The sequence below is a fragment of the Streptomyces sp. NPDC021622 genome (assembly GCF_040640795.1).
GTDB lineage: Bacteria > Actinomycetota > Actinomycetes > Streptomycetales > Streptomycetaceae > Streptomyces.
In genome coordinates this window covers 324247-349339 of record NZ_JBFACK010000008.1, presented here as the reverse complement: position 1 = coordinate 349339, position 25093 = coordinate 324247, and the positions used below count along the sequence as shown (strand labels likewise).

Here is a 25093-nt window from a genome sequence, read left to right as displayed (position 1 = left end):
GACGCGGCTTTGCCCGTCCTTTGCGGTGGGTCATTGTTGCAGCACGGGCGACTCGTGGTGTGTCAGGCCACCACAGTGGCACGGAAGAGGGTGCCGACTCCGGACACTTCGGCCTTTTCGTCCGCCGGGACGAACACGGACTCTCCGGGGCCGACTTGTCCGGCGTCGCCCACGCGGACCGAGCCCGCGACGCAGAGCAGGATCTGCGGGGTGCCTGCGGTGAGGTCGTGCCGCGCGCCGCCCTCGGGCAGCACGAAGCGGGAGAGGCGGAACTCGTCGATCGGGGTGTCGTAGACCTCTTCGCCGTCGGGCGAGGCCTCCGGGCGCAGGACGCCGGGGTCGGTCGCCTCGAAGCGGACGATGCGCAGGAGTTCGGGTACGTCGACGTGCTTGGGGGTCAGGCCGCAGCGCAGCACGTTGTCCGAGTTGGCCATGATCTCGACGCCGAGGCCGTCGAGGTAGGCGTGCGGGACGCCGGCGCCGAGGAACAGGGCTTCGCCGGGCTGGAGTTGGACGTAATTGAGGAGCATCGCGGCGATGACGCCCGGGTCGCCGGGGTAGTGGTGCGCGATTCCGGCGTACGGGGCGTATGCGCCGCCCAGGTGCTCGGCGGCGGCGGTGACCTCGGAGACGGTCGCGGTCATCTGCTCGGGGTCGGCGCTCAGAACGGCCGTCAGGACCTCGCGCAGGGCGGCCTCTTCGGGCTTGGCGTGCAGCAGGTCGACGTACGGCTTGAGGGAGTCCACGCCAAGACCGGCGAGCAGATCCGCGGCCTCGACGGGGTCGCGGAAGCCGCACAGGCCGTCGAACTCCGTGAGCGCGCAGATCAGTTCGGGCTTGTGGTTGGCGTCCTTGTAGTTGCGGTGCGGGGCGTCCACCGGGACGCCGCGGCGCTCCTCGTCCTCGTAGCCCTCCTTCGCCTGCTCCAGGTCGGGGTGCACCTGGAGGGAGAGCGGGGCGCCCGCGGCGAGGATCTTGAGGAGGAAGGGCAGGCGCGGGCCGAACTTGGCGACCGCCGCCCTGCCGAGCTCGCGCTCCGGGTCCTCGTCGATCACCTCGTTGAGCGGGCCGCGCGCGGTGCGCGAGGGCGCGCCCGGGTGGGCGCCCATCCACATCTCGGCCTGCGGCTCGCCGGTCGGCTCGACGCCGATGAGCTCCGCGATGGCGGTGGTGGAACCCCAGGCGTAGGGGCGGATGGTGTTGGTGAGGCGGTCCACGGAGGGGTTCTCCCTTACGTACGTGCGTGCGCTCGTCTGCTCTTGTGCTCGTGCGCGATGCGGGTCTCAGGTCATGACCGGGCCGGTTGACCGGGCTGGGGTCATGATCGGTCCCTCGGGGCGAGCGCCAGGTAAACGGCGGCGAAATCCGTGACGGCGATCAGGTCGGCGAGGGCTTCCAGCTCCTCGCCGTCCTCCGGTTCGAGCTCGCTGATCGCGACGTCGTGGCTGTGCGCGAGTTCGCGGGCCGCGGGTGCGGCGGTGAGGCCGCCGGCTTCCACGGGGCTGGCGCGGAGCAGGACGACGCGGGCGCGCAGCGACTGGGGGTCCTCGACGCGGTCGCGGAAGAAGTCGTCGCCGTCGGCGCTCGGGGCGAGGTCGCCGGCGAGCAGGGCGCCGTGCGCGGGCAGCGCCTCGGGGAGCTGCGCGGCGAGCGCCGGGTGTCCGGCGAGCTCGGCGAGCGTGGCGGCGAAGCGGCGGCCCGCGGAGCCCGCGAGCCCACCCTCGGTCCAGATCAGCGGGAGGGCCTCGGCGAGCTCGGCGGCGAGGGTCTTGGCGGGATTGCTGTACGTCGCGATGGCCGGACCGCAGCGTTCCGCGACGCTGTCGAGGCGGTCGGCGATCTTCTCCAGGGTCTCGGGCGGGGCGGTGATCAGGCCCGTGCGGTCCAGGAGGATCAGGAGGGGCGTGAGCAGGGCCCACAGGGTGGCGGGGGCGGCGGCCGCGGCCTCGTCCTCCAGACGGCGTGCCTCGTACGCCTCGGAGGCCCGCTCGCCGTCGTGCGGAGCCTCGAATTCTCCGTACGGGGACGTCGCCATCGGGACGGTGAGGCCGTGCGAGCCCTCGACGCCCTCGGCCAGCGGGGAGCGGGCGGGGGCCACGGCGACGACCGTGCAGCCGCGGCGGTAGGCCTGCTCGGCGAGGAGCGAGAGGCCCGGTTCCGTGCCGTCCGGGGTGGTGATGAGCAGCAGGTCCACGGAGCCCGCCCAGCCGGGCAGCGCCCAGCGCAGGGCGCCCGCGGCGGGGGCGACGCCCGTGGGGGCCAGGCGGATCACGGGGCAGCCGGCGCCCGCGAGCGTGCCGAGCAGGTCGGCGACGCAGGTGGCTGCGGTGCCGGGGCCCGCGATCAGGATGGAGCGGGGGCGGCCGTCGGGCTTGAGCTGCGTGAGTCCGGCCTCGGTCGCGTGCCGGACCGCGGTGCGGACGCGGGCGCCCGCCTCCGCGGCGCCGCGGAGCAGGCCGCGGCGGTCGGCCACGGCGAGTGCCTCTGGGGCGTCTAGCAGCGATTCGTCGAGCATGGGGGTCAGGCCTCCGATCGCCGGGTGCGGGTCCCTGCGGGTGCTGCGGGCGGGTTGTTACGCCGGGCGGCGGGCCTCGTCCACGAGGAGGACGGGGATGCCGTCGCGGACCGGGTAGGCGAGGCCGCAGGCCTTGGCGTCCGCCGTGCAGACCAGCTCCGTGTCCGCCTCCTTGAGAGGGGCGTGGCAGGCCGGGCAGGCGAGGATCTCCAGGAGGCCGGCTTCGAGCGGCATGGGGTGGGTCCCTTCGGGGTGCGGTGGGGTGGGGGATGTGGCCTGGTCAGCGTACCGCTGGCCGGGGGCCTGGGCTTGTGCTGGCCGGGGCCTCGGCCTGCGTTCGGGTGGGGCTGCGGCCCCGGCCCCCGGTGGGGCTTGCGGTCGTTCTTCGGGCGCGACCCGGTGGGCGTTTGTGCCCACCCTTCCCCAAGCTCTCGGCTCCGCTCGAGCAGGGGAGGCCCCACTCGCCGTGCGGAACGCCTGCCTACGAACGCGGGGGCTGGGGTGGGTGGTGCGGTCCGGAACGCCTGCCCACAAACCCGCGGGCTGGGGTGAGGCGGGGCGGTCCGGAACGCCTGCCCACGAACGCGCGGGCGGAGGTGGGGTGGGGTGGGGTGGTCCGGATCGCCTGACCGCAAACGCTCGGGGCTCAGGCCCGGATGATGGCCAGGGCCTCGTCCCGGGTCTTTGTCATCGTGGGCTCGTCCCTCGCCTCCACGTTCAGGCGGAGGAGCGGTTCCGTGTTGGAGGCTCGGACGTTGAACCACCAGTCGGTGGCCGTCACCGTGAGGCCGTCGAGTTCGTCGAGGGTGACGCCCTCGCGGCCTTCGTACGTCGACTTGATCGCGGCGAGGCGGGCCGACTGGTCGTCGACCGTGGAGTTGATCTCCCCGGAGCCCGCATAGCGGTCGTACTGGGCGACCAGGCCCGACAGCGGACCGTCCTGGCCGCCGAGCGCGGCGAGGACGTGGAGCGCGGCGAGCATGCCCGTGTCCGCGTTCCAGAAGTCGCGGAAGTAGTAGTGCGCCGAGTGCTCGCCGCCGAAGATGGCGCCCGTCTTGGCCATCTCCTCCTTGATGAAGGAGTGCCCCACGCGCGTGCGGACCGGCGAGCCGCCGTTCTCCCGCACGACCTCGGGGACCGACCAGGAGGTGATGAGGTTGTGGATGACGGTGCCCTTGCCGCCGTTGCGCGCGAGCTCGCGCGCGGCGACCAGGGCCGTGATGGCCGAGGGGGACACCGGGTCGCCGCTCTCGTCGACCACGAAGCAGCGGTCCGCGTCGCCGTCGAAGGCGATGCCGAGGTCGGCGCCCTCATCGCGCACCCGCTTCTGCAGGTCCACGATGTTCTTCGGGTCGAGGGGGTTGGCCTCGTGGTTGGGGAACGTGCCGTCCAGCTCGAAGTACATCGGTACGACGTCGAGGGGCAGGCCTTCGAAGACCGTGGGGACCGTGTGCCCGCCCATGCCGTTGCCCGCGTCGACGACGACCTTGAGCGGGCGGATGGACGTCAGGTCCACCAGGCCGCGCAGGTGCGCCGCGTAGCCATTGAGGGTGTCCCGCCCGGTGAGCGTGCCGGGCGTGGCCGCGGGCTCCGGGGCGCCGGTCTCCGTCCAGCCCTCCACCAGGGCGCGGATGTCGGCGAGGCCGGTGTCCTGGCCGACCGGGGCGGCGCCCGCGCGGCACATCTTGATGCCGTTGTACTGCGCCGGGTTGTGCGAGGCCGTGAACATCGCGCCCGGCAGGTTCAGCGCCCCCGACGCGTAGTACAGCTGGTCCGTGGAGCAGAGGCCGATCTCCGTGACGTCCACGCCGAGCGCCGCGGCCCCGCGCGCGAAGGCCCGCGAGAGGCCCGGCGACGAGGGCCGCATGTCGTGCCCGGTCACGATCGCGTCCGCGCCCGTCACCTTCGCGAAGGCCGCCCCGAACAGCTCGGCCAGTGACTCGTCCCACTGGTCCGGGACGACCCCGCGCACGTCGTACGCCTTCACGATCTGGGACAGATCAGCAGTCACGGCCAACCCTCTCTACAGGTTCTGCGAGTTCAGCGGTCTCGGAAGTATCGGAAGTACCCGTCGAGCACTCGTCGGTTACGAAGCACTCGTCGGTCACCCCAAACTACCCGCAACGGCTGACAACCAGCTGTGAGTGGCTCGAGCCGGTGTTCACGGCTGCGTCCACCGATGTCACGGCAGCATCCAGCCGAGCACCGCCGTGCTCTGCCCCACCACGATCAGACACATCACCAGCAACAGGCCGATGCTCCACGGCAGTACCTTGCGCAGCAGGTCGCCTTCCTTGCCCGCGAGCCCGACCGCCGCGCACGCGATCGTCAGGTTCTGCGGGGAGATCATCTTGCCGAGTACGCCGCCCGAGCTGTTGGCGGCCGCGAGCAGCTCGGGCGAGAGCCCGGACTGCTGAGCCGCCGTCACCTGGAGCGCGCCGAAGAGCGCGTTGGCCGAGGTGTCGGAGCCGGATACGGCCACGCCGAACCAGCCGAGCACCGGCGAGAGGAAGGCGAGCCCCGCGCCCGCCGCCGCCACGAAGTGGCCGATGGTGGCGGCCTGCCCGGACAGGTTCATCACGTACGCGAGAGCGAGCACGGAGGTCACGGTGAGGATCGCGAACCGCAGTTCGCGGACCGTCGCCAGCCATTCCTTCACGGCCACGCGCGCGTGGACCCCGATGACGGCCGCCGTGCCCACTCCGGCGAGCAGTACGAGGGTGCCGCCCGTCGCCACCAGCGGCAGCGAGAAGAGGTTGCCGCCGACCGGGTCGCCGTCCGGGTTGCCGACGTGCAGGAAGGGCCAGTCGAAGGTGCGCGTCGCCTTCGCCAACAGGTCCTTCACTGGCGGGATCTGGGCGATGGAGAAGATGGCGACGATGAGCGCGTACGGGGCGTAGGCGCGCAGGATCTCGGGGCGCGGGTCGTCCTGGTCCAGGTCCTCGCTGCGTACGCCGGTGAGGACCGCGGCGCGTACAGGTTCCGCCGCGGCCCTGCGCGCGCTGGGCACCGCCACGAGGGCGCCCGCGCCGGCGAGCGCCGCCCCGATGTCGGCCAGTTGGGCGGAGACATAGTTGGACGCGGCGAACTGCGCGGCGGCGAAGGCGACTCCGCACACCAGGGCGGGCACCCAGGTCTCGCGCAGCCCGCGCCGCCCGTCCACCAGGCCGACCAGGAGCAGCGGCACCACCAGGGCGAGCAGCGGTGTCTGGCGACCGACGACGGTGGCGACGGTGTCCAGCGGGATCCCGGTGACCTGCGCGAGCGTCACCACGGGGGTGCCCATCGCGCCGAAGGCCACGGGCGCGGTGTTGGCCACGAGGGCGACGACGGCGGCCTTCACGGGGTCGAAGCCGAGCGCCACCAGCATCACCGCACAGATCGCGACGGGCGCCCCGAAGCCGGCGAGTGCCTCCAGGAGAGCCCCGAAGCAGAAGGCGATGACGAGGGCCTGGATGCGGGGATCGTCGGAGAGCCGTCCGAAGGAGCGGCGCAGGATGTCGAAGTGCCGGGTGCGCACCGTCATCCGGTACACCCACAGGGCGTTGACGACGATCCACAGGATGGGGAAGAGGCCGAAGAGGGCCCCTTGCGCGGCGCTGGAGGCGGTCTGGCCGAGCGGCATGCCGTACGCGAGCCAGGCGACCAGGGCGGCGACGCCGAGTCCGATGAGGCCCGCGTGGTGAGCCTTCATGCGGACGGCGCCGAGCAGGACGAGAACGGTGAGGAGGGGCAGGGTCGCGATGAGGGCGGACAGGCCGAGCGAGTCGGCCACGGGCTCCAACTGCTGCACGTACACGGACGGCTCCCCGGTTTCCGTGATGCGGAAGGTGATCTCTCGCAAGTGGGGGAATGGTCGTGTCGACGGCATGGGCACGTCAATGGGTCATGCACGAGAAATTGTTCAGCGATAAACGACAGGGGTCTACGGAGACAGCGATCTACGGAGAGGGGCTCTACGGAGGCGGCCTACGGAGAAGGACGCTCAGGAATCCGGCGAGCGCAGCACCCGGAGGTGGCCGCGGCGTGCGACCTCCCTCGGGTCCGCCGTGCGCGGGCCCGAACCGCCGGCCTCCGCCACGCGCTCCTGCGGCCGCGCGGCCTCGCGCACCGCGTTGGCGAGCGCTTCGAGATCGTCACCGCTGGGGCGGGCCGGGCCCGAGGCGTCGGCGAGCCGGACGACCTCCCAGCCACGGGGCGCGGTGAGGCGCTCGGAGTGCTCGGCGCACAGGTCGTAGCAGTGGGGTTCGGCGTAGGTGGCGAGGGGGCCGAGGACCGCGGTCGAGTCGGCGTAGACGTACGTCAGCGTCGCGACGGCAGGACGGCCGCAAGCGGTGCGCGAACAGCGACGTACAGGGCTCACGATGTTGGACGGTACCGCACTCTTGAGCGGGCCGCGACGACTCTCCCCGAGGTCACCCCACCGTGTCGCCCTGTGATCCCCGACACGGCGCGTCAGCACGGCACCTCGCTGACCTGCGGTGACGTCTGGGGCCACAGGGGCGCATGGTGTTGAATCCGGTCACCACTTGGTTCATTTCCCGTCATTCATCGCGAGATCGACGGTCCGGGAGAGATACGGAATCGGGCTCAAGACTGGCCGGAACGGTCATCGGGCGACATGGGGTGCGCCGTTCGGAAGCGGCACGGACGCAAGGCGGAAGCCGGGCGCAAGCTGTGCGGAATCGGCGATCTCGAGGACTACGCTTCGTCAGTGATGGACGACCCCGTACAGCCCCGTTCCGCAGAGCCGAGGCCCCGCCGCCGCGACCGCCACGGCAGGGGCATGCGCGGCCCCGTCGCGCCGCCCCAGGTGCCGCTCTCGGCCAGCCGCGCCGAGGTCTTCACCGACCTCGTGCAGGACTCCGTGGAGCGGCTCGAGCGGCGGTGGCCGCAGCTGAGCGACATCGACTTCCTGGTGCTCGAGGTGCCGCCCCTGGGCGGGGAGGACGGCGACTGGAGCGACGAGGCCGTGCCCCTGGGGGGCACGATCGAGGCCGCCGAGGGGCGGCCCGCCCGGGTCGTCATCTACCGGCGGCCCGTCGAGATCCGCACCAAGGGGCGGGAGGAGCGGGCTGCGCTCGTCCACGAAGTGGTGGTCGAGCAGGTCGCCGAACTGCTCGGGCTCTCACCCGAGTCGGTGGACCCGCGGTACGGGGAAGACTGAACGTCCCTCCCCGCACCCGCCTCCCCGTACCCGCGAGAAGCTACTTCTGCAGCACCGTCAGGTCCTGCTCCGACTTCGGCACCGACACCATGCCCCGGTCGTCCGGCAGGGTCTGGATCGTGAAGCCGGGCACGCCGTCCTCCGGGATTTCCAGCATGCGGGAGCCATAGACCTCGGCACCCGACAGGGGTTCCACCGTGAGGGCGTACGCACCCTTGAGGCCGGCCGGGGCGGGGGGCTTGATGCCCAGGGTCGTGCCGCCCTTGACCGTGTACGTCTTCGTGGCCGGCCTGCCGCCCTCGGTGCCCTGCGACGCCGTGACCCGCACCTTGGCCGTCTTGCCGGGGGCGACCAGCGACAGCGTGGAGCCCTTGGAGCGGTTGTCGGCCACCGTCGCGCGCGTGCCCACGGCACTCGTCCCCGGGATGAACGCCGTCTCCTGGTCGGAGCCCTTGCCGCGGACGACCCGCAGGCCCGCCACCACCGGCACCGCGTCCTCGGTCGGCGTGAGGATCAGGGAGCCCGCCTCGCCCTTGGTGACGTCGCCGAGGTCCACGGCGGTCGTCATGCCGGACTTGACGTGCAGGGTGGCGTTCCCCGCCGGGCTGATCGAGCCGGTGGGCGACGCCAGTTGGACCTTCAGGTCCGCGTCGTCGGTGCCGGGCGCGAAGGCCACCAGGCGTACCGAAGTGGCGTCCTTAGGGATGCCGGGCAGGACCACGCGGCCCGCGGGGTCGGCGGACGGGGGCAGCCAGTCGCCGCCGAGCTTGTCGTCCGACGACTGCACGGCGGCCGCGACCCGGCCGCTGCGCGCGGTGACGTGCAGCGTGAGGTTCGTCTGCTCCTTGGGGATGAGCGTGGAGAGCAGCACCGGGACACTGCCGTTCGGCTGGACCTGGATCGACTCCCCCACCTCGGACTTGATGGGGCCGTCCGGGCCGTACAACTCGACGTCGACGACGGCCGCCGAGTCGTCCGGGTTGGTCAGGTGGACGTAGTCGCTGCGGTCCTTGGCGGTGCTCGCGCCCGGGAACCAGAAGTCCGTGTCGGGCGCGGTGCAGTTGGCGCCCTGGACGCCGCGGCCGCTGCCCGCCGCGTACGTGGTGGTCTGCTGGACGGTCCAGCCGGGGGCGAGCCTGCCGTGGGCGGTGCCGATGAGTGCCGGCGATTCGGCCCCGGACTTCTCGGCGGCGACGGGCTCGCCCGGCTTCTTCGGGGTCAGGAACGGCTTGACGGCCTTCTTCTTGTCCTGCTCGTCGCCCTTGACGGCGGCTTCCGTCAACGCCCGGGTGGCGGGCAGCAGTTCCGCCTGGCCCGCCTCTTCGGAGCCCTTCGACTCCGGGGTGAACGCCGTGTACGACGTCTCGGCGAGGTCCGACGAACTGGGCACCGGGCAGAGCAGGCTGGTGCGCTCGACGGGCAGCCGGGCGGCCGCCTTCGCGCCGTCGTCGGCCGAGCCGTCGGGCACGTTGGCCGCGGCGAACCCGGTGACGGCCGCAAGGGCGGCCACGGCGGCGATCAGGGACTGGGTCGTGCGGTTCACTGCTGGCTCCCGTCGGGGCGCTCACTGTCGGGGCTGTGCGGCGGCTGCGGGGGCAGGGGCGGCATCGGGGGCTGCTGCTGCCCGTACGTCGCGTCGTGCGACTGCTCGTACTGCTCGGCGCCGCCCTGCGCCCCTCCGTAGGCGTACGGGTCGTACTGGCCCCCCTGGTAGGGGTCGGCCTGGTAGCCGGACCCGTCGTACGAGCCCGCCGGGTACTGCGCGTCCTGGTACTGCTGCTCGCCGCCCTCGTACGTGCCGTGGTCGGCGCCCGCGTGAGCCGGGGCCTCCCATTCCTCGTACGACTGCGAGTGCGACTGCTGCTGCGGAACCGAGGCCAGGGCCTCCTCCGAAGGAGGAGGCGGCGGAGGGGGAGGCGTGCCGTCCGGCACCGTGCCCTCCTGGGCGGCCTGTTCGGCCGCGGCCTGCTCGTTCTGGGCCCGCAGCCTGCGCGCCCTGCGCCCCTCGCCCTCGACGGGCTGGGCCGGGATGACGGCCTCTTCGGGGAGGTCGTCGTCCACGTCACGGCGGCGGCCCGGCAGCGCGAGCACCACCAGGACGACGGCCATCGCGCCCTGCGCCCACAGCCATCCGGTGTGGCCCGCCGAGCCTTCGTAGGTGACGTCCAGACGGCCACCGGTGGCGGGCAGTTCGAAGCCCTGCGCCCAGCCGTCCAGCGTGGTCCTGGTCAGCGGGCTGCCGTCCAGGGTGGCCGTCCAGCCCTCGTCGGCGGCGTCGGCGATCCGCAGGGTGCGGCCTTCCTCGCCGGCCGGGATGTTCGTGTGCAGCTCGACCGGGCCCGCGGCCACGGGCAGCGGATCGCCCGACTCGGACACGATCGCGGCGCGCGCGACCTGCAGGTCGACGCGCCACAGGGCGCTGCCGTCCTCCTGGCTGAGCCGGGTGAGGCCGGGCGTCGCGTCCAGGACGCGGCTCATCTGGCGTGGCGCACCATCGCGTACGAGGACGTAGCGCACGGCGAAGCCGCCGAGCTGGTCGGCCTGGTCGGCTCCGGAGCCCGCGATGAGGCGGGCGACGATCTTGTCCAGGTGCTTGTTCGAGCCGCCGGCATCGGCGAGTTCGGCGTCGCCGAGCCGGGAACCCGAACCCCGTACGAGCGAGTACGCGACCTGTCCCGCCGACTCGCTGTCCAGGACGAGCGTGCGGGCCTGGTCCTGCGTGCCGCTCTCCTCGGCGACGAACGCGGGCACCTGCACCGGGTCACGGCGCTCCAGGGGTTCGTCGGCGCCGCGGATCATCCACCCGGCGGCGACGAGCAGCGGCCCGGCGGCCGCCGCGAACGCGATGAGGACGGCGACCGGCTGGCGCCAGCCGAAGCTCTGCTCGGCGACACGCGTGCGTGCACCGTCGGCGCCGAGCGCGGCGGCGGCAAGGAGCGCGATGCCGTAGCCGAGCGTGGCGGGTCCGGCCCAGGCCGAGCCGTTCGACAGGGCGGCGAAGACCAGCGCGACCAGTGCGACGACCCACGCGGTGCGGACCGCCAACTGCCGCTCGGTGCGCAGCAGTGCGGCCAGGGCGGCGAGCACGATGCCGATGAGCAGCAGCCCGTCCACGGTCCCGGGACCGCCCGGGCTGCCCCCGAGCAGGTCGAGCGCGCTCGCGGAGCCCGTGCCGAACTCGAGGCCCGCCTCACGGAAGAAGCCGAAGGGCAGCAGCGAGAGCGACCAGGGGGCGAGGATCAGGATCGGGGTGCCGAGCGCTGCCAGGAAGCGCAGTCCGTAGGCGGTGATGTCGCCGCGGCGCACCGCGAGAAGTGCGAGGCCGAGCACCAGGGCGATCGGCCAGACGATCGGCGTGAAGGCGGTGGCGAGCGTCAGGAGCAGTGCGTACGCCCACGTGGCGCGCCAGCTCCCGCGGGTGCCCTCCGAGGAGGCGAGGCCGCTGGCCGCGACGCCCGCGCGGGCGATGAGCGGCAGCAGGATCGCGAGGACGGCGGTGCCGATGCGGCCGCCCGCGAGCGCGCCCGTGGCGGCCGGCAGGAAGGCGTAGGCGACCGAGGCCCAGGCGCGAAGGAGGCGCGACTCGACCAGCGGCCGGGACGCGAAGTAGGCGGCGAACCCGGCCAGTGGCACCGAGCCGACGAGGAGCACCGTGACGGCGAGCCCGGTGGATCCGAACAGCAGCGAGGAGAGCCCCGCGACGAGCGCGAGATACGGCGGCGCCGCCTGGGTGCCGCCGGTCCCCACGGGATGCCAGGCATCCAGGAAGCGCGACCAGAGCCCGGCGGCGTCGGCGGGCGCGGGCAGCAGTGCGCCGCCCGCGAGCGCTCCGCTGCCGAGGAGTTGGCGGCAGGCGATGAGCGAGGCGAAGAGCAGCACTACGAAGAGCATCGGTCCCGGCTTGCGGGCGATGCGCTTGAGGCGTGCGAACTGCTCGACCTCCAGGAAGTCGGCGTCGTCCCCGCCGGGTCCGGACTCGACGGCGCCGTGCCGGCCCGCGCCGGTGACGGCCTCGGGGTCGGAGCGGCCGACGATGTTGCCCGCGACCTGTTCGATGGTGGCGCGCACGGTGGCGCCCGGCGGCGGGAAGAGCGGCCGCATCTCGGCGGCTTCGACCACCGGCTTGCCGCGCTTCTTACGGGCGCCGACGATCCTTCCGGGCCGCAGCAGCGTCCCCAGGAGACCCGCGACCTCGTCGACCGCCTGCCCGGGGACCTTGCCGACCAGATACGCGACGGTGCGCAGGACGGTGCCCACCACGAGCCGGAACAGCACCCAGGGCAGCACGGCCGTACGGGCGTTGACCAGCAGCGTGTACGAGGCGCCCGCCTTGTCCACGCGGTGCGGCGACGTCGACGTACGCCCGACGCAGTCGACGGTGCGGCGCTCGCGCGACGATGCCTCGGCGTGCCGTACGACGGCGTCGGGGGCGACGAGGACGCGGTGTCCGGCGGCCGTGGCGCGCCAGCACAGGTCGACGTCGTCCCGCATCAGCGGAAGGCGCCGGTCGAAGCCGCCGAGCTGGTCGAAGACGTCGCGCCGGATCAGCATGCCGGCCGTGGACACCGAAAGGACGGGCCGTACGTGGTCGTGCTGGCCCTGGTCCTGTTCGCGGCGGTCGATGCCGGTCCAGCGGCGGCCGCTGTTGGCGACGGAGACGCCGACTTCCAGGAGCTGCCTGCGGTCGTACCAGCCGCGCAGCTTGGGGCCGACGATCGCGACGTCCTTGCCCACCTCGCGTTCGTTCTCCACGACGCGGAGCAGTTCGGCGAGCGCGCCGGGCTCGGGCGCGCAGTCGTCGTGCAGCAGCCACAGCCACTGCTCGGGCTCACCGTGCGGCAGTTCAGGCAGGTCGTAGGCGTCGTCGCGCCAGGACCTGGTGACCGGGTCCCAGCCGCTGGGGCGCTTCAGATAGGGCAGCTCTTCCGGGGTCAGCACGCCGGCGGTGCGGTTCGCCTCGTCGACGGCGGTGCCGAAGCCGGAGCGCCGGGCCAGATGCAGGACGCGGTCGGGGCCGAGGGCCTCGGTGACGAGGCGGGCGGAGTCGTCCGCGCTGCCGGTGTCTGCGGCCACGGCGTTCTGCACCGGACGCTCCTGGCCGAGCAGCCCGGCGAGGGCGTCGGGCAGCCAGCGGGCGCCGTCGTGGGAGACGATCACGGCGGTGACTACGTGCCGCGGGAACTCAGGTGCGGCAGCGTCGTGGTGACTGGCTGCCGAATGGCTGTGCACGGACATCGAGGTACGGGCCCCGGTTCGATGGACTGCGGTGGACGCCTGCGCTTCATGGGGGCGCCGGGGCGTCTCGGACGGGGCCCCACACTAACGGCTGGCATCACAACGGCCCGCCGCCTGTGGACATCCCACGGGCGACGGGCCGTTCCTTACGTAGGGGTGTGTGCCGTTTGGTCGGGCGGAACCTGCCGGCGTTCAGACGGCGGCCTTCTTCAGGCGGCGGCGTTCGCGCTCCGACAGACCGCCCCAGATGCCGAATCGCTCGTCGTTGGCGAGTGCGTACTCAAGGCATTCGGAGCGGACCTCACAGGCGAGGCAGACCTTCTTGGCCTCGCGCGTGGAGCCGCCCTTCTCGGGGAAGAAGGATTCGGGATCGGTCTGGGCGCACAGCGCGCGCTCCTGCCAGCCGAGTTCCTCGTCCGCGTCCTCGACCAGCAGTTCCTGAACCAGCTCGGTCATGTGCGCCCCTCGTCTGTACGTGCGTCCCCGTGGTGCTGCCGTTACCGATTTCGGCTGAACGACACGAGTGAAATTACAAGTGTGCCGATCCGGGCCAGTCAAGCCGAGATCTGCTATTGGGTCCCTTATTCACTCTGCGGAACCAAGGCTATGCGGAAAGTGTTCAAATCGACATAAACCCCGACACTTGCCAGTGGCCCATCTCGAGGAGCCCCGTGACCGCCTCCCATCAGGGAAGGACGCCACGGAGATCAGTCCCGTTGCAGCCGGTCCACCGAAGCGAAGGGGATCACATTCGGGTCACGGGATCACGACGGGGTTTACGCGCCGGTTGAAGCGCGATGTGTCCCGTGCGCCGGATGCACAAACCTTTCACCTCAGAGAGCAACCGGATGAGGTGAAACATATCCCACATACCGGACAGTGAGTTGACAGAGAAGGTGTGAGCCGGTGTCCTGGTGGGCATGCTCGCAAACTTGGCACTCTCGACGACCCGCAGCAGCGGGCTCCTCGGTGCTGCCCACGCGCGCTGTCGCTGTTCCTGTTCCAGCTGTTGAGTCATCCGCTTCCAGCTGTTGAACCGCTCGAAACGCGCCACTCCGTAGAGCCGTTTCCAGGGCATCACCGCTTTCAACGCTTCCACCGCTTCCCTTCCGCGACACCCCAGCACTCACGTTGAGGAACCACCGCACGATGAACAGCGACAGCGACCTCCAGATCGCCGGCGACATCCTCGAAGTCACCCACCTCCTGCAGCCCGCCCGGGAACACCCGGCGACCGTGGCCGAGTTCGCGGGCCTGGCCCGCACCATCGCGGCCGACCGCGCGCAGTGGGCCCATCTCGTCGAGTACGACGCGACGAGCCGCTGGTACCACCGCCTGCGCACCGGCCCCGGCTACGAGGTGTGGCTGCTCTCCTGGGTGCCGGGACAGGGCAGCGGGCTGCACGACCACGGCCGCTCGTCCGGCGTACTGACCGTCCTCGACGGCGAGCTGACGGAGCGTACGGAACGCGGCCAGCGCGCGCTCGGCGCGGGATCGCAGCGGGTCTTCGCGCCCGGCTACGTACACGAGGTCGTGAACGACTCGCTTGAACCGGCCGTCAGCCTGCACATCTACTACCCCGGCCTGACCGACATGCCGATGCACGCGGCGCAGTGCGGCGTGAGCGCCAGCGAGCCGGTGGCCGGAGATGTCGTGACCGCCTGACGCGGTGTCGTACCCGCCTGACATGCTTGGCCTCATGCGCATTGTGGTACTGGCCGGCGGTATCGGCGGCGCCCGTTTCCTTCGCGGGCTCAAGAAGGCCGCGCCTGACGCGGACGTCACGGTCATCGGCAACACCGGTGACGACATTCACCTGTTCGGTCTGAAGGTCTGCCCCGACCTCGACACCGTGATGTACACGCTGGGCGGCGGCATCAACGAGGAACAGGGCTGGGGCCGCACCGACGAGACGTTCAAGGTCAAGGAAGAGCTCGCCGCCTACGGAGTCGGGCCCGAGTGGTTCGGGCTCGGCGACCGGGACTTCGCCACGCACATCGTGCGGACGCAGATGCTCGGCGCCGGATTCCCGCTCAGCGCCGTCACCGAAGCGCTGTGCGAGCGGTGGCAGCCCGGAGTGCGCCTCATCCCGATGTCCGACGACCGCGTCGAGACGCATGTCGCCGTCACCCTCGACGGCGAGCAGAAGGCCGTGCACTTCCAGGAGTACTGGGTACGCCTCCGGGCCTCCGTGGACGCGCACGCCGTCGTGCCGGTCGGCGCGGACCAGGCCAAGCCCGCGCCCGGTGTCCTCGAAGCCATCGCCGAGGCCGACGTCGTGCTCTTCCCGCCGTCCAACCCCGTGGTGAGTGTCGGGACGATCCTCGCCGTCCCGGGGATCCGCGAGGCCATCGCGGAGGCGGGCGTGCCCGTGGTCGGGCTCTCCCCCATCGTCGGGGACGCGCCCGTGCGGGGCATGGCCGACAAGGTGCTCGCCGCCGTGGGCGTGGAGTCGACGGCCGCCGCGGTCGCCGAGCACTACGGCTCGGGGCTGCTCGACGGCTGGCTCGTCGACACCGTGGACGAGGGTTCCGTGGAGCGGGTCGAGTCGGCGGGCATCCGCTGCCGGGCCATTCCGCTGATGATGACCGACCTCTACGCGACCGCCGAGATGGCGCGGGCCGCGCTCGACCTCGCGGAGGCGGTGCGCGCGTGAGCTCGTTCCGTGTCTGGGCGGTGCCCGGCCTTCCCGAGGTGCGGCAGGGCGACGACATCGCCAAGCTGATCGCCGCCGCCGAGCCGGGGCTCGCCGACGGGGACGTGCTCCTGGTCACCTCGAAGATCGTCAGCAAGGCCGAGGGGCGGATCGTCGAGGCCGCCGACCGCGAGGCGGCCATCGACAGCGAGACGGTGCGGGTGGTCGCGCGGCGCGGGACCCTTCGTATCGTCGAGAACCGGCAGGGGCTCGTGATGGCGGCCGCCGGTGTCGACGCCTCCAACACCCCTTCGGGGACCGTGCTGTTGCTGCCCGAAGACCCTGACGCATCGGCCCGCGCCGTGCGCGAGGGCCTGCGGGACGCGCTGGGCGTGGACGTCGGTGTCGTCGTCACCGACACCTTCGGGCGGCCCTGGCGGGCCGGGGTCACCGATGTCGCCATCGGGGCGGCGGGCGTGCGGGTCCTCAACGACCTGCGGGGCGGCGTGGACGCGTACGGCAATCCGCTGAGTGCGACCGTCGTCGCCACCGCGGACGAGCTCTCCGCCGCCGGGGATCTGGCCAAGGGGAAGGCCGGCGGGCTGCCGGTCGCGGTGGTCCGCGGGCTGCCGCATGTCGTGGCCGAGACCGGGGAGACCGATGAGGGGGCTCGTGTCATGGTGCGGGGCTCGCGTGACGACATGTTCCGGCTCGGTACGTCCGAGGCCGTGCGGGAAGCGGTGACGCAGCGGCGGACCGTGCGGGAGTTCACCGACGAGGAGGTCGATCCGGGGGCGGTGCGGCGGGCCGTGGCGGCTGCCGTGACCGCGCCGGCGCCGCATCACACGACGCCTTGGCGGTTCGTGCTCCTGGAGTCCGAGGAGTCACGGGTGCGGCTGCTCGACGCGATGCGGGACGCGTGGGTCTGCGACCTGGAGCGGGACGGGAAGTCTTCGGAGTCCATCGCGAAGCGGGTTCGGCGGGGGGATGTGCTGCGCAAGGCGCCTTATCTGGTGGTGCCTTGTCTGGTGATGGACGGCTCGCATACGTATGGGGATGCGAGGCGTGACGCTGCCGAGCGGGAGATGTTCGTCGTTGCCGCCGGGGCCGGGGTGCAGAACTTTCTTGTGGCGTTGGCCGGGGAGCGGCTCGGCTCTGCCTGGGTTTCGTCGACGATGTTCTGCCGGGATGTTGTACGGGACGTTCTTGGGCTGCCGGGGTCTTGGGATCCGATGGGGGCCGTTGCTGTGGGGCACGCTGCGGTTGAGCCCGCGGCTCGGGTCGGGCGGGATGCGGGGGACTTCATCACCGTGCGGTGACTCGCCCCTAAAGGGGCGCGATGTTGCCGACCCGCATGCGTGGCTCCCTGCGCGGTGGTGTTCTGCCGCTCAGGAGGATCAGGCGGGCCGCCCTGTGGCGTTGGCCCGCGTACGGCTCCAGGAGGGCCAGCATCGCCTCGTCGTCCGCTCTGCGGTCGCCTGCGAGGGCGTAACCGATGATGCCGGGCAGGTGGAGGTCGCCGACCGTCACGGCGTCGGGGGCGCCGTTGCTGCGCTGGACGGTCTCCGCCGAGGTCCAGGGGCCGATGCCCGGGATCAGCTCCAGGCGGGCCTGGGCCTGGAGCGGCTCCATCGCCGCCGCCTCCTCCAGGCGGGCCGCCACCCGCGCCGCGCGCAGGATCGCCGACGCGCGCTTGTTGTCCACACCCGCCTTGTGCCACTCCCAGGACGGGATCAGGGTCCAGGTCCTCGGGTCCGGCATGACGTGCAGGCGGAGTTCGGGGGGCGTCGGGCCCGGGGCCGGTTCGCCGTACTTGCGGACCAGCAGGCGCCAGGCGCGGTACGCCTCGTCCGTCGTGACCTTCTGCTCAAGGATCGACGGGATCAGGGACTCCAGGACCAGTCCCGTACGGGTCAGGCGGAGGCCGGGGCGGCGGTGCGCCGTTGCCGCGAGCAGGCGGTGGCGGGGGGTGAAGTCCTCCGGGGCGTCCGAATCGCCGAGGAGGTGCGGGAGCCGGTCCAGGAGCCAGTCCGCTCCCGGGCCCCATGCCTCCGCCTCCGCCGTGCCGGTGCGCAGGGCCACCCGGAGTGTCCCGGGGCCCTGAGGGGTACGGCTCGCCCGCCAGGCCGAGCCGTCCGGTGTCGTACGGAACGTGGGGTCCGATGGGCCTCTTCGGAGCGGGCCCAGGGTCAGGCCCAGGTCCAGGGGGTAGGGCGGGGTCCAGGTGCGGGTCCTGGACGCCGTGGCCTGGCGGGGCACCCCCTGCGGGATCGCCGTTTCGCCGCCGCGCACGGTGGTGCGGGTGGGACGCGGGGCGAAACGGGATGACATCTGTCCGAGGGTAGGGGCTTTTTTGTCCCCTACCCCGCCCCTTCCCGAAAACCCGCTGGCGCGGGGGCCTTGGGCGCCGTCATCACCGGCTTCGCCGAGTTCGTCCGCAAACTCCCCCAAGCTCTTAAAGAGCAGGGGGGGACCCCCTCGACGGGCTGAGAACTTCGCCGGGCCCGGGCTGAAAGACAGCTACTGATCCGACGAGAACCGCACAGCCCCCGCCGGCAGGCTCGCCCCGCACCACACCCGTACCCCGTCCCTGAGCTCGTTGTCGGCGCCGACATCCGCGCCGTCGCCGATCACCGCACCCGCCAGGACCGAGCGGGCGCCGATCCTCGCGCCCGCGCCGATCAGGGAGTCCGTGACGACCGCGTTCGCTTCGATGACCGCGCCGGACAGGACCGTGCTGCCGTCCACGCGGGCGCCCTCACCGATCACCGCGTTCTCGCCGACGACCGTGCCGCCCGTGAGCTTCGCGTCGGGGGCCACCGTCGCCGACGGCAGGACCAGGCGGTCGCCGCAGCGGCCGGGGACCGCCGGGGAGGGGGCGCGGCCGAGGACCAGGTCCGCCGAGCCGCGCACGAAGGCCTGCGGGGTGCCGAGGTCCAGCCAGTACGTCGAGTCGACCATGCCCTGGAGGTGGGCTCCGGAGGCCAGCAGGTCGGGGAACGTCTCGCGTTCGACCGAGACCGGGCGGCCCTCGGGGATCGTGTCGATGACCGAGCGGCGGAACACGTACGCGCCCGCGTTGATCTGGTCGGTGACGATCTCCTCGGGGGTCTGGGGCTTCTCCAGGAAGGCCGTCACGCGGCCCGTCGGGTCCGTGGGGACCAGGCCGTACGCGCGCGGGTCGTCGACCTTCGTGAGGTGGAGGGAGACGTCCGCGCCCGAATCCTCGTGGGTCGCCACGAGGGCGCGGATGTCCAGGCCCGTGAGGATGTCGCCGTTGAAGATCAGGACCGGTTCGTCCGGTCCCGAGTGGAGGCGGGACGCCACATTGCGGATGGCGCCGCCCGTGCCGAGGGGTTCGGTCTCCGTGACGTACTCGATGTGGAGGCCGAGGGCCGAGCCGTCGCCGAAGTACGGCTCGAAGACCTCGGCGAGGTAGGAGGTCGCCAGGACGATGTGCTCCACGCCCGCCGCGCGGGCCCGCGCCAGCTGGTGGGTGAGGAACGGGACGCCCGCCGCCGGGACCATCGGCTTGGGAGTGTGCACCGTGAGCGGACGCAGCCGGGTGCCCTTGCCGCCGACCAGGAGGATCGCTTCTGTCACCTGTCGTCTCTGCTTCCTGCTGGGGCCGGCCGAACTTGAGTCGCGGCCGGCCAGTGTATGCAGATGGCTTTGCAGATCGTGCAGTGCGCTGTACGGGTCGTGCGGTGTGCCCTGTGGTACCGGTCGTGCGGTGGGCGCCGGCCTCAACGGCCCTGGTAGCGGGCGGAGGTGGACCGGGCCGTGCCCAGCTTCTTGTACAGGCGAATTCCGGGGCATGCCGTGGCGAAGCCGTCACGGTGCCCGGAGATCACACGCAGCCGGACCTTTGTGCCTTTCCTGTACAGATTTCCACCGCCGGACTTCAGGTATGTCGTTCCGCGCGGGTTCGCGCCGTACAGGCCGAGCTTCCAAGCGGTCAGCCGGGCGATGGCCTTCACGGCGGCCTTCGGCGGGTTGGCCGAGCCGAAGGAGCCGAGGACGGCGATGCCCATGCTGTGGGTGTTGAAACCGAGAGTGTGGGCCCCGAGGACTGGCTTTGCCACACCTCCGGCACGTCCTTCGTAGATGTTTCCGCACTTGTCGACGGCGAAGTTGTAGCCGAAGTCACGCCAGCCGCTGCTCCTGACGTGGTAGCGGTAGATGCTGCGCAGCAGGGATCCGGCCTGTGAGCAGCGGTAGTTGTTGCCCGACGCGCTGTGGTGCACGAAGGCCGCCTTCACGGATTTCGTGTACGCGAAGTCCTTCTCGCGGAGCCTCTCGTTCGCGCCCCAGCCCTTGCGCGTGATGATGCGCGGCCGGGGTCCGATGTGGGGCCTGACCTTCCCGGCGGCCTCCTCCGCGCCGCCGTGGGCGGCGATCAGGTCGGACTCCGTCTCCTCCTTGCCGAGCGCCGGGATGACGGCCGCGCCGAGCGGGGCGAGGTCGGCGTTGACCGCGGACGCGGCGGCGGTCTCGGCGGTCAGGGGCGTGCCGATGCCGCCGACCGGGGAGCCCTGCGGGGGCGGTTCGGCGCCGGGGTCGACGAGTTCGAGGCGCAGGCCCTTGGGGAGCGGGGACTCCGGGGGCAGGGCGGCCACTGCCCGGTGCTGCGACTGCTCGGAACCCGGCCGTTCGGAACCCGGCCGTTCGGAACCCGGCCGTTCGGAACCCGGCCGTTCCGGCTCCGCCCGTACCCGGATCTCGACGCCGTCCGAGTCGCCGACCCACAGCGGTGCCGTGGAGCCGCGGACCTTGCCCGAGATGCGCTCGGCGGCGTCGGGGTCGGCGGCGTGCTCGTGGTTGTGGGTCTCCAGGTCCTGCCAGGAGGACCAGATGCCGGTGCCGGACCCGCGGGTGCGGACCTGGACGCTGCCGTGCAGTTCGGCGTCCGGGTCGTCCCAGATGACGCCGACGAGGGAGAAGGGACGGACCTCACGCCGGAGCAGGCCCTGCTCGCGGGAGGGCCCCGCACGCAGGGCCCGGCCGGAGTCGAGTGGAGTGAGCCGGAGGGACTGGGTGCTGCCGGGGACCGCGCCCGAGGCCGATTCCACGGCCGGGACCGATGCCGCGTTCGGGGTCGCCGCACGGGCGCCGGACGACGGCAGGGTGAGGGGAAGGGCCAGGGCGGCCGCGCACGTGACGCCGATCGAGGAAGCAAGAAATCCACGCATACGTCTGATAGTTGGCATATCCGGATACTTCTGTCCATCGGGGAACTGACGGACCGTCGGCTCGACTCGGCCGAACCGGTGGCCCGTACTCCCCCGCCGCCCCGGGCGGCGCGCGGGCGTCCGCGTACCCTTGCGCGCGTGAACGCCACCGACCGCACCCCTGCCGACCTGCTGCGATCCGCGCTCGCCGCGGACCCGGGCCGCCCGCTGATCACCTTCTACGACGACGCCACGGGCGAGCGCGTCGAACTGTCCGTGGCCACCTTCGCCAATTGGGTGGCCAAGACCGCCAATCTGCTCCAGGGCGATCTCGCCGCCGAGCCCGGCGACCGGCTCGCGCTGCTGCTTCCCGCGCACTGGCAGACGGCCGTCTGGCTGCTCGCCTGTTCGTCCGTGGGAGTCGTCGCGGACGTCGGCGGGGATCCGGCCAAGGCGGACCTCGTCGTCAGCGGGCCCGACTCGCTTGAGGCGGCGCGCGCCTGCTCCGGGGAGCGCGTCGCGCTCGCGCTGCGGCCGCTCGGCGGGCGCTTCCCGCAGCCGCCCGCGGGCTTCGCCGACTACGCCGTCGAGGTGCCGAGCCAGGGCGACCGCTTCGCGCCGTACGCACCCGTGGACCCGGACGAGCCCGCCCTCGCGGTCTCCGGCGCCGGCGAGCTGACGGGCGCCGAACTGGTGGAGCGGGCCCGCGCCGACGCCGACGCGCGGGGGCTCGCGCCGGGCTCCCGGCTGCTCTCCGGTCTGTCGTACGACACCTGGGAGGGCCTGAGCTGCGGTCTGTACGCCCCGCTCGCGGCCGGCGGTTCCGTGGTGCTCTGCCGCCATCTGGACCAGCTCGCCGACGGCGGCCTCGCCAAGCGGACCGACGACGAGCGGGTGACCGACAGCGTGACGGGCGGGTGACCCGACACCACGGCGGACGGGTGCCCGACACCGCCCCTTAACCGTCCCCCGTTCAGCCCACCCCGGCCCCTGGCCCGCAGGCCACGGGCGCCGCGCAGGTCCATGGTCGTAAGAACGCACCATGCACCGACGTCGCCATGAGGGGTGGACGCACACGTGACCGACACCGCAGGCATGCCCTCCGGACCGGATCGCCCGGACCCGGACGGCGCCCCGCCTGAGCCGAAGGCCACGTACGCACCCGGAGCGGGGTCAAGCCCCACGGGTGCGGGCGTCGTCCGGCGCAGGCGGCGGTGGCTGCGCTGGGCGGCGATCGGCGCCGCCACGGTCGTGCTCGGCACGGCAGGCGCCGGCTGGGCGGTCTACACCAAGCTCGACGGCAACATCACCAAGGACACCGACGCCGCCGCCGAGCTCGCGCGCTACGAGAAGGAGCGCCCGACCCCGCTGGTGCACGACGCGCAGAACATCCTGCTCATCGGCTCCGACACCCGGTCGGGCCGCGGCAACAAGAAGTACGGCCGCGATCCGGGCACCCAGCGCTCGGACACCACGATCCTGCTGCACCTGGCGGCCGACCGGCAGAGCGCGACGGCGGTGTCGATCCCGCGCGACGTGATGGTGGACATCCCCAGATGCCGCCGCCCCGACGGGTCCCGGACGCGGGCCCAGTTCGCGCAGTTCAACTGGGCGTACGAGTTCGGCGGCACGGCCTGCACGATCCGTACGATCGAGAAGCTGACCAGGATCCGGATCGACCATCACATAGTGATTGATTTCGCCGGATTCAAGGACATGGTCGAAGCGGTCGACGGCGTGGAGGTCTGCCTCAAGACCCCGATCAGGGACAAGGACGCCAAGGTGAAGCTGGCCGCGGGCCGGCAGACCCTCAACGGCGAGCAGGCGCTGGGCTATGTGCGGGCCCGCAAGAGCATCGGCAACGGCAGCGACACCGACCGGATGGACCGTCAGCAGCAGTTCCTCGCGGCGCTCGTCAACAAGGTGCGGAGCAATGACGTCCTGCTCAATCCCGCCAAGTTGTATCCGGTTCTCGACGCGGCGACCTCCGCGCTGACGACGGACCCGGGACTTGCGAATTTGCGCGGTTTGTACGAACTGGTGCGCGGCATGCGCAACATCCCCACAGAACGGGTGCAGTTCCTCACGGTGCCCCGGCGCTCGTATGCCTACGACGCCAATCGCGACGAACTCGTCGAGCCCGAGGCGGACGAACTCTTCACGCGCCTGCGCACCGACGCACCCCTTCAGGTGTCGCGCAAGAAGGCGGCACAGACGGTGCGCGAGGATGCCGAGGACTCGTCGGACGACGAGAGCGACGAGAAGCCGGACGACCCTCCGCATAGGCCGAGTCCCGCACCCACATTCCGGGGCAACACGGCCGCCGGAACGGCCTGTAAGTAAAGGCATCCTCAAACGCAAGACGCCCCGCATCAAGAAATGGGGCGGATTGCCCAGTTGTAGGGGAGTGGAATTTGTCACCGACGTCGTTCAGCGCTGAACTGGGCGGATAGTGTGAGCGATCCGGTGCGCCGGGCCCCTTGTGGCCGCGCACCGCTGGACGACTGACCGAGCGCCTTCTGAGGGGGGAAAGGCGCCGCGTGGCCCCGACGGAGGACGCAAACAACCGTGGACGCGCAAGGCCGTGGGCGGGCGGAGAACATCGACCCCGCAGACCAGTGGGTACTCAACCCGAACACTGGCGATTACGAACTGCGACTGAGCCCTTCCGCAGGGCAGTCGGCGGTGCCAGGACCGCGCAGACCTTCACGGTCGGCGGCCCGCCCGGGAGCGCGCGGCCGCGGTGGCCGACGCGACGAGCGCCGTGACGAGCAGCACGAGCAGCACCAGCTGCCGGGCCAGCGCAGACGGCGGGCTCCGCAGCCGGAGTCCGCGGGCGGCCGGCGCAAGCAGAAGCCGAAGAAGTCCAAGGGCAAGAAGGCCCTGACCTGGACCGGCGGCGTGCTCGCCTTCGTCCTGGTCTCGGGCTGCGCGGGCGCGTACCTCTGGTACCAGCACCTGAACGACAACATCACCTCGATCCCCGACGACGGCGCGGGAACCGGCGGCTTCAGCAAGGACCGGGCCATCAACATCCTGGTGATGGGCACGGACAAGCGCACCGGCAAGGGCAACACCAAGTACGGCGACAAGGAGAGCGTCGGTCACGCCGACACGACCATCCTGTTGCACGTCTCCAAGGACCGCACCAACGCGACCGCGTTGAGCATCCCGCGCGACATGATCACGGACATTCCGGACTGCCCGACCACGATGGAGGACGGCAGCAAGAAGACCATCCCGGGCAGCCAGGACGTCCGCTTCAACGAGAGCCTCGGCCAGAGCGAGCGCACGCCCAGCTGCACGATGCGCACGGTCACCGAGATCACCGGGATAAAGATCGACCACTTGATGGTGGCCGACTTCAACGCGGTCAAGACGCTCTCCAGCGCGGTCGGCGGCGTCGACGTCTGTCTCGCCAAGGACATCGACGACCCGGACTCGCATCTGAAGCTGTCCAAGGGCAAGCACACCATCGAGGGTGAGGACGCGCTCGCCTTCGTCCGTACGCGGCATTCGGTGGGCACGGGCGGCGACTTGAGCCGGATCGAACTGCAGCAGCAGTTCCTCAGCTCGCTGATGCGCAAGCTCAAGTCGAACGACACGCTCACCAACCCGAAGAAGATGATAAGTCTCGCCGAGGCGGGCACGAAGGCGCTCACGGTCGACTCCACCATCGCGGACATAATGAAACTCCGCGATCTGGGCATGGAGTTGGGCAAGCTCGACATGAAGAACCTGAGCTTCGCGACCGTGCCCGTGATCGACAACCCGACGGAGAAGGTCAAGGCGACGGTCGTCGTGAACGAGGCCAAGGCCGACCCGCTGTTCTCCATGATGCGCGCCGACGAGTCGCTGACCGAGGTGAAGAAGCAGGAGAAGAAGGAGAAGGCCGCGATCGCCGCCCGCCTCAAGGGCAGCAAGGCGGACCCCTCCGAAGTGCGGGTCAACATCTACAACGGCAGTGGCAAGGCCGGCGCCGCTCAGACAACTCTCGAGTGGCTGCAGAACAGTGAGGGCGTGCTCAAATCCACCCAGCTCGGCAACGCGCCGTCGGACATGAAGAAGACGACGCTCGAGTACGCGCCCGACCAGGCCGACCAGGCCAGGAGGCTCGCCGACATCATGGGCCTGCCCGGCTCCGCGATGAAGCCCGGCAAGAGCGAGAAGAACGCGCAGGGACTCCCGGCGATCAAGCTGACGCTCGGCGGCGACTTCAAGGGCGCCGGGGTTCCCATCAGTAGGCCGTCGAAGGCGCCGGAGGGCATCCAGAAGGTCGAAGCCGACAAAACCGTGTGTGCCAAGTGACCTGAAGCGGCCGTTCTGCGTCTAACACGACGCGGGACGGCCGTACTTGGGGGGCTAGGTGG

Annotated in this window: 19 protein-coding genes; 7 read left to right on the top strand and 12 right to left on the bottom strand. The window is 71.6% G+C overall.

Translation table 11 applies throughout. The annotated features are described in order from the left end of the window. Window positions 1–62 precede the first annotated feature (62 nt). The 6 genes from manA to AB0G47_RS18855 all read right to left on the bottom strand — a co-directional run bounded on the left by manA (window position 63) and on the right by AB0G47_RS18855 (window position 6878). Window positions 63–1217 (bottom strand): mannose-6-phosphate isomerase, class I, encoded by a 1155-nt coding sequence (gene manA, locus AB0G47_RS18880; protein ID WP_360770798.1) that lies wholly within the window; start codon window positions 1215–1217, stop codon window positions 63–65. A gap of 101 nt (window positions 1218–1318) precedes the next feature. After that, window positions 1319–2515, bottom strand: a complete 1197-nt coding sequence (locus AB0G47_RS18875) for an SIS domain-containing protein (RefSeq protein ID WP_360770795.1) — start codon at window positions 2513–2515, stop codon at window positions 1319–1321. Between the two features lie 57 nt (window positions 2516–2572). After that, window positions 2573–2749, bottom strand: a complete 177-nt coding sequence (locus tag AB0G47_RS18870) for a Trm112 family protein (RefSeq protein ID WP_266866267.1) — start codon at window positions 2747–2749, stop codon at window positions 2573–2575. 412 nt (window positions 2750–3161) lie between these two features. Then, window positions 3162–4526, bottom strand: coding sequence for a phosphomannomutase/phosphoglucomutase (locus AB0G47_RS18865; protein WP_360770791.1), 1365 nt, complete (start codon window positions 4524–4526; stop codon window positions 3162–3164). Window positions 4527–4697: 171 nt separating this feature from the next. Further along, on the bottom strand, window positions 4698–6314 hold the full coding sequence (locus AB0G47_RS18860; protein ID WP_360770883.1) for an L-lactate permease: 1617 nt from the start codon (window positions 6312–6314) through the stop codon (window positions 4698–4700). A gap of 186 nt (window positions 6315–6500) precedes the next feature. Then, window positions 6501–6878, bottom strand: coding sequence for a DUF3499 domain-containing protein (locus AB0G47_RS18855; RefSeq protein ID WP_360770788.1), 378 nt, complete (start codon window positions 6876–6878; stop codon window positions 6501–6503). Window positions 6879–7232: 354 nt separating this feature from the next. On the opposite strand from AB0G47_RS18855, the gene AB0G47_RS18850 reads away from it, so the two are divergent. Continuing rightward, entirely contained in the window at window positions 7233–7682 is a 450-nt protein-coding gene (locus AB0G47_RS18850) for a metallopeptidase family protein (RefSeq protein ID WP_266866261.1), read from the top strand. A gap of 40 nt (window positions 7683–7722) precedes the next feature. Here AB0G47_RS18850 and AB0G47_RS18845 read toward each other — a convergent pair whose 3' ends face one another. The 3 genes from AB0G47_RS18845 to AB0G47_RS18835 form a co-directional block, all read right to left on the bottom strand. Continuing rightward, window positions 7723–9225: a DUF5719 family protein gene (locus AB0G47_RS18845; protein ID WP_360770786.1), complete on the bottom strand. Its 1503-nt coding sequence runs from the start codon at window positions 9223–9225 to the stop codon at window positions 7723–7725. Beyond that, complete coding sequence (locus AB0G47_RS18840) at window positions 9222–12917, bottom strand: glycosyltransferase family 2 protein (protein ID WP_360770783.1); 3696 nt, start codon at window positions 12915–12917, stop codon at window positions 9222–9224. Before AB0G47_RS18840 ends, AB0G47_RS18845 begins: the two co-directional genes overlap by 4 nt. A 192-nt stretch (window positions 12918–13109) precedes the next feature. Beyond that, window positions 13110–13373 carry a WhiB family transcriptional regulator gene (locus AB0G47_RS18835; RefSeq protein ID WP_016642094.1) on the bottom strand — a complete coding sequence of 88 codons (264 nt, stop codon included), beginning with the start codon at window positions 13371–13373 and terminating at the stop codon, window positions 13110–13112. Window positions 13374–14066: 693 nt separating this feature from the next. On the opposite strand from AB0G47_RS18835, the gene AB0G47_RS18830 reads away from it, so the two are divergent. Genes AB0G47_RS18830 through AB0G47_RS18820 form a run of 3 tightly spaced genes read left to right on the top strand, consistent with a single transcriptional unit; the run spans window position 14067 to window position 16871 of the window. After that, window positions 14067–14582, top strand: a complete 516-nt coding sequence (locus AB0G47_RS18830; RefSeq protein WP_360770779.1) for a cysteine dioxygenase family protein — start codon at window positions 14067–14069, stop codon at window positions 14580–14582. 34 nt (window positions 14583–14616) lie between these two features. Further along, window positions 14617–15573 carry a 2-phospho-L-lactate transferase gene (cofD, locus tag AB0G47_RS18825; protein ID WP_360770776.1) on the top strand — a complete coding sequence of 319 codons (957 nt, stop codon included), beginning with the start codon at window positions 14617–14619 and terminating at the stop codon, window positions 15571–15573. Next, on the top strand, window positions 15570–16871 hold the full coding sequence (locus AB0G47_RS18820; protein WP_360770773.1) for a coenzyme F420-0:L-glutamate ligase: 1302 nt from the start codon (window positions 15570–15572) through the stop codon (window positions 16869–16871). The genes cofD and AB0G47_RS18820 overlap by 4 nt, the downstream gene beginning before the upstream one ends. Before the next feature lie 7 nt (window positions 16872–16878). Here the strand turns inward: AB0G47_RS18820 and AB0G47_RS18815 are convergent, their stop codons facing one another. The 3 genes from AB0G47_RS18815 to AB0G47_RS18805 form a co-directional block, all read right to left on the bottom strand. After that, window positions 16879–17883 carry a DNA-3-methyladenine glycosylase 2 family protein gene (locus AB0G47_RS18815; protein ID WP_360770770.1) on the bottom strand — a complete coding sequence of 335 codons (1005 nt, stop codon included), beginning with the start codon at window positions 17881–17883 and terminating at the stop codon, window positions 16879–16881. A 189-nt stretch (window positions 17884–18072) separates the two neighbouring features. Continuing rightward, window positions 18073–19155, bottom strand: a complete 1083-nt coding sequence (locus AB0G47_RS18810) for an NDP-sugar synthase (RefSeq protein WP_360770767.1) — start codon at window positions 19153–19155, stop codon at window positions 18073–18075. Between the two features lie 143 nt (window positions 19156–19298). Then, a complete protein-coding gene (locus tag AB0G47_RS18805; RefSeq protein ID WP_360770765.1) occupies window positions 19299–20744 on the bottom strand; it encodes a peptidoglycan recognition protein in 1446 nt (481 codons plus the stop codon). Between the two features lie 138 nt (window positions 20745–20882). On the opposite strand from AB0G47_RS18805, the gene AB0G47_RS18800 reads away from it, so the two are divergent. The 3 genes from AB0G47_RS18800 to AB0G47_RS18790 all read left to right on the top strand — a co-directional run bounded on the left by AB0G47_RS18800 (window position 20883) and on the right by AB0G47_RS18790 (window position 25031). Continuing rightward, a complete protein-coding gene (locus tag AB0G47_RS18800) occupies window positions 20883–21644 on the top strand; it encodes a TIGR03089 family protein (protein ID WP_360770762.1) in 762 nt (253 codons plus the stop codon). Window positions 21645–21800: 156 nt separating this feature from the next. After that, window positions 21801–23066, top strand: a complete 1266-nt coding sequence (locus AB0G47_RS18795; protein ID WP_360770760.1) for an LCP family protein — start codon at window positions 21801–21803, stop codon at window positions 23064–23066. A 225-nt stretch (window positions 23067–23291) separates the two neighbouring features. Beyond that, complete coding sequence (locus AB0G47_RS18790; protein WP_360770757.1) at window positions 23292–25031, top strand: LCP family protein; 1740 nt, start codon at window positions 23292–23294, stop codon at window positions 25029–25031. Window positions 25032–25093 lie beyond the last annotated feature (62 nt).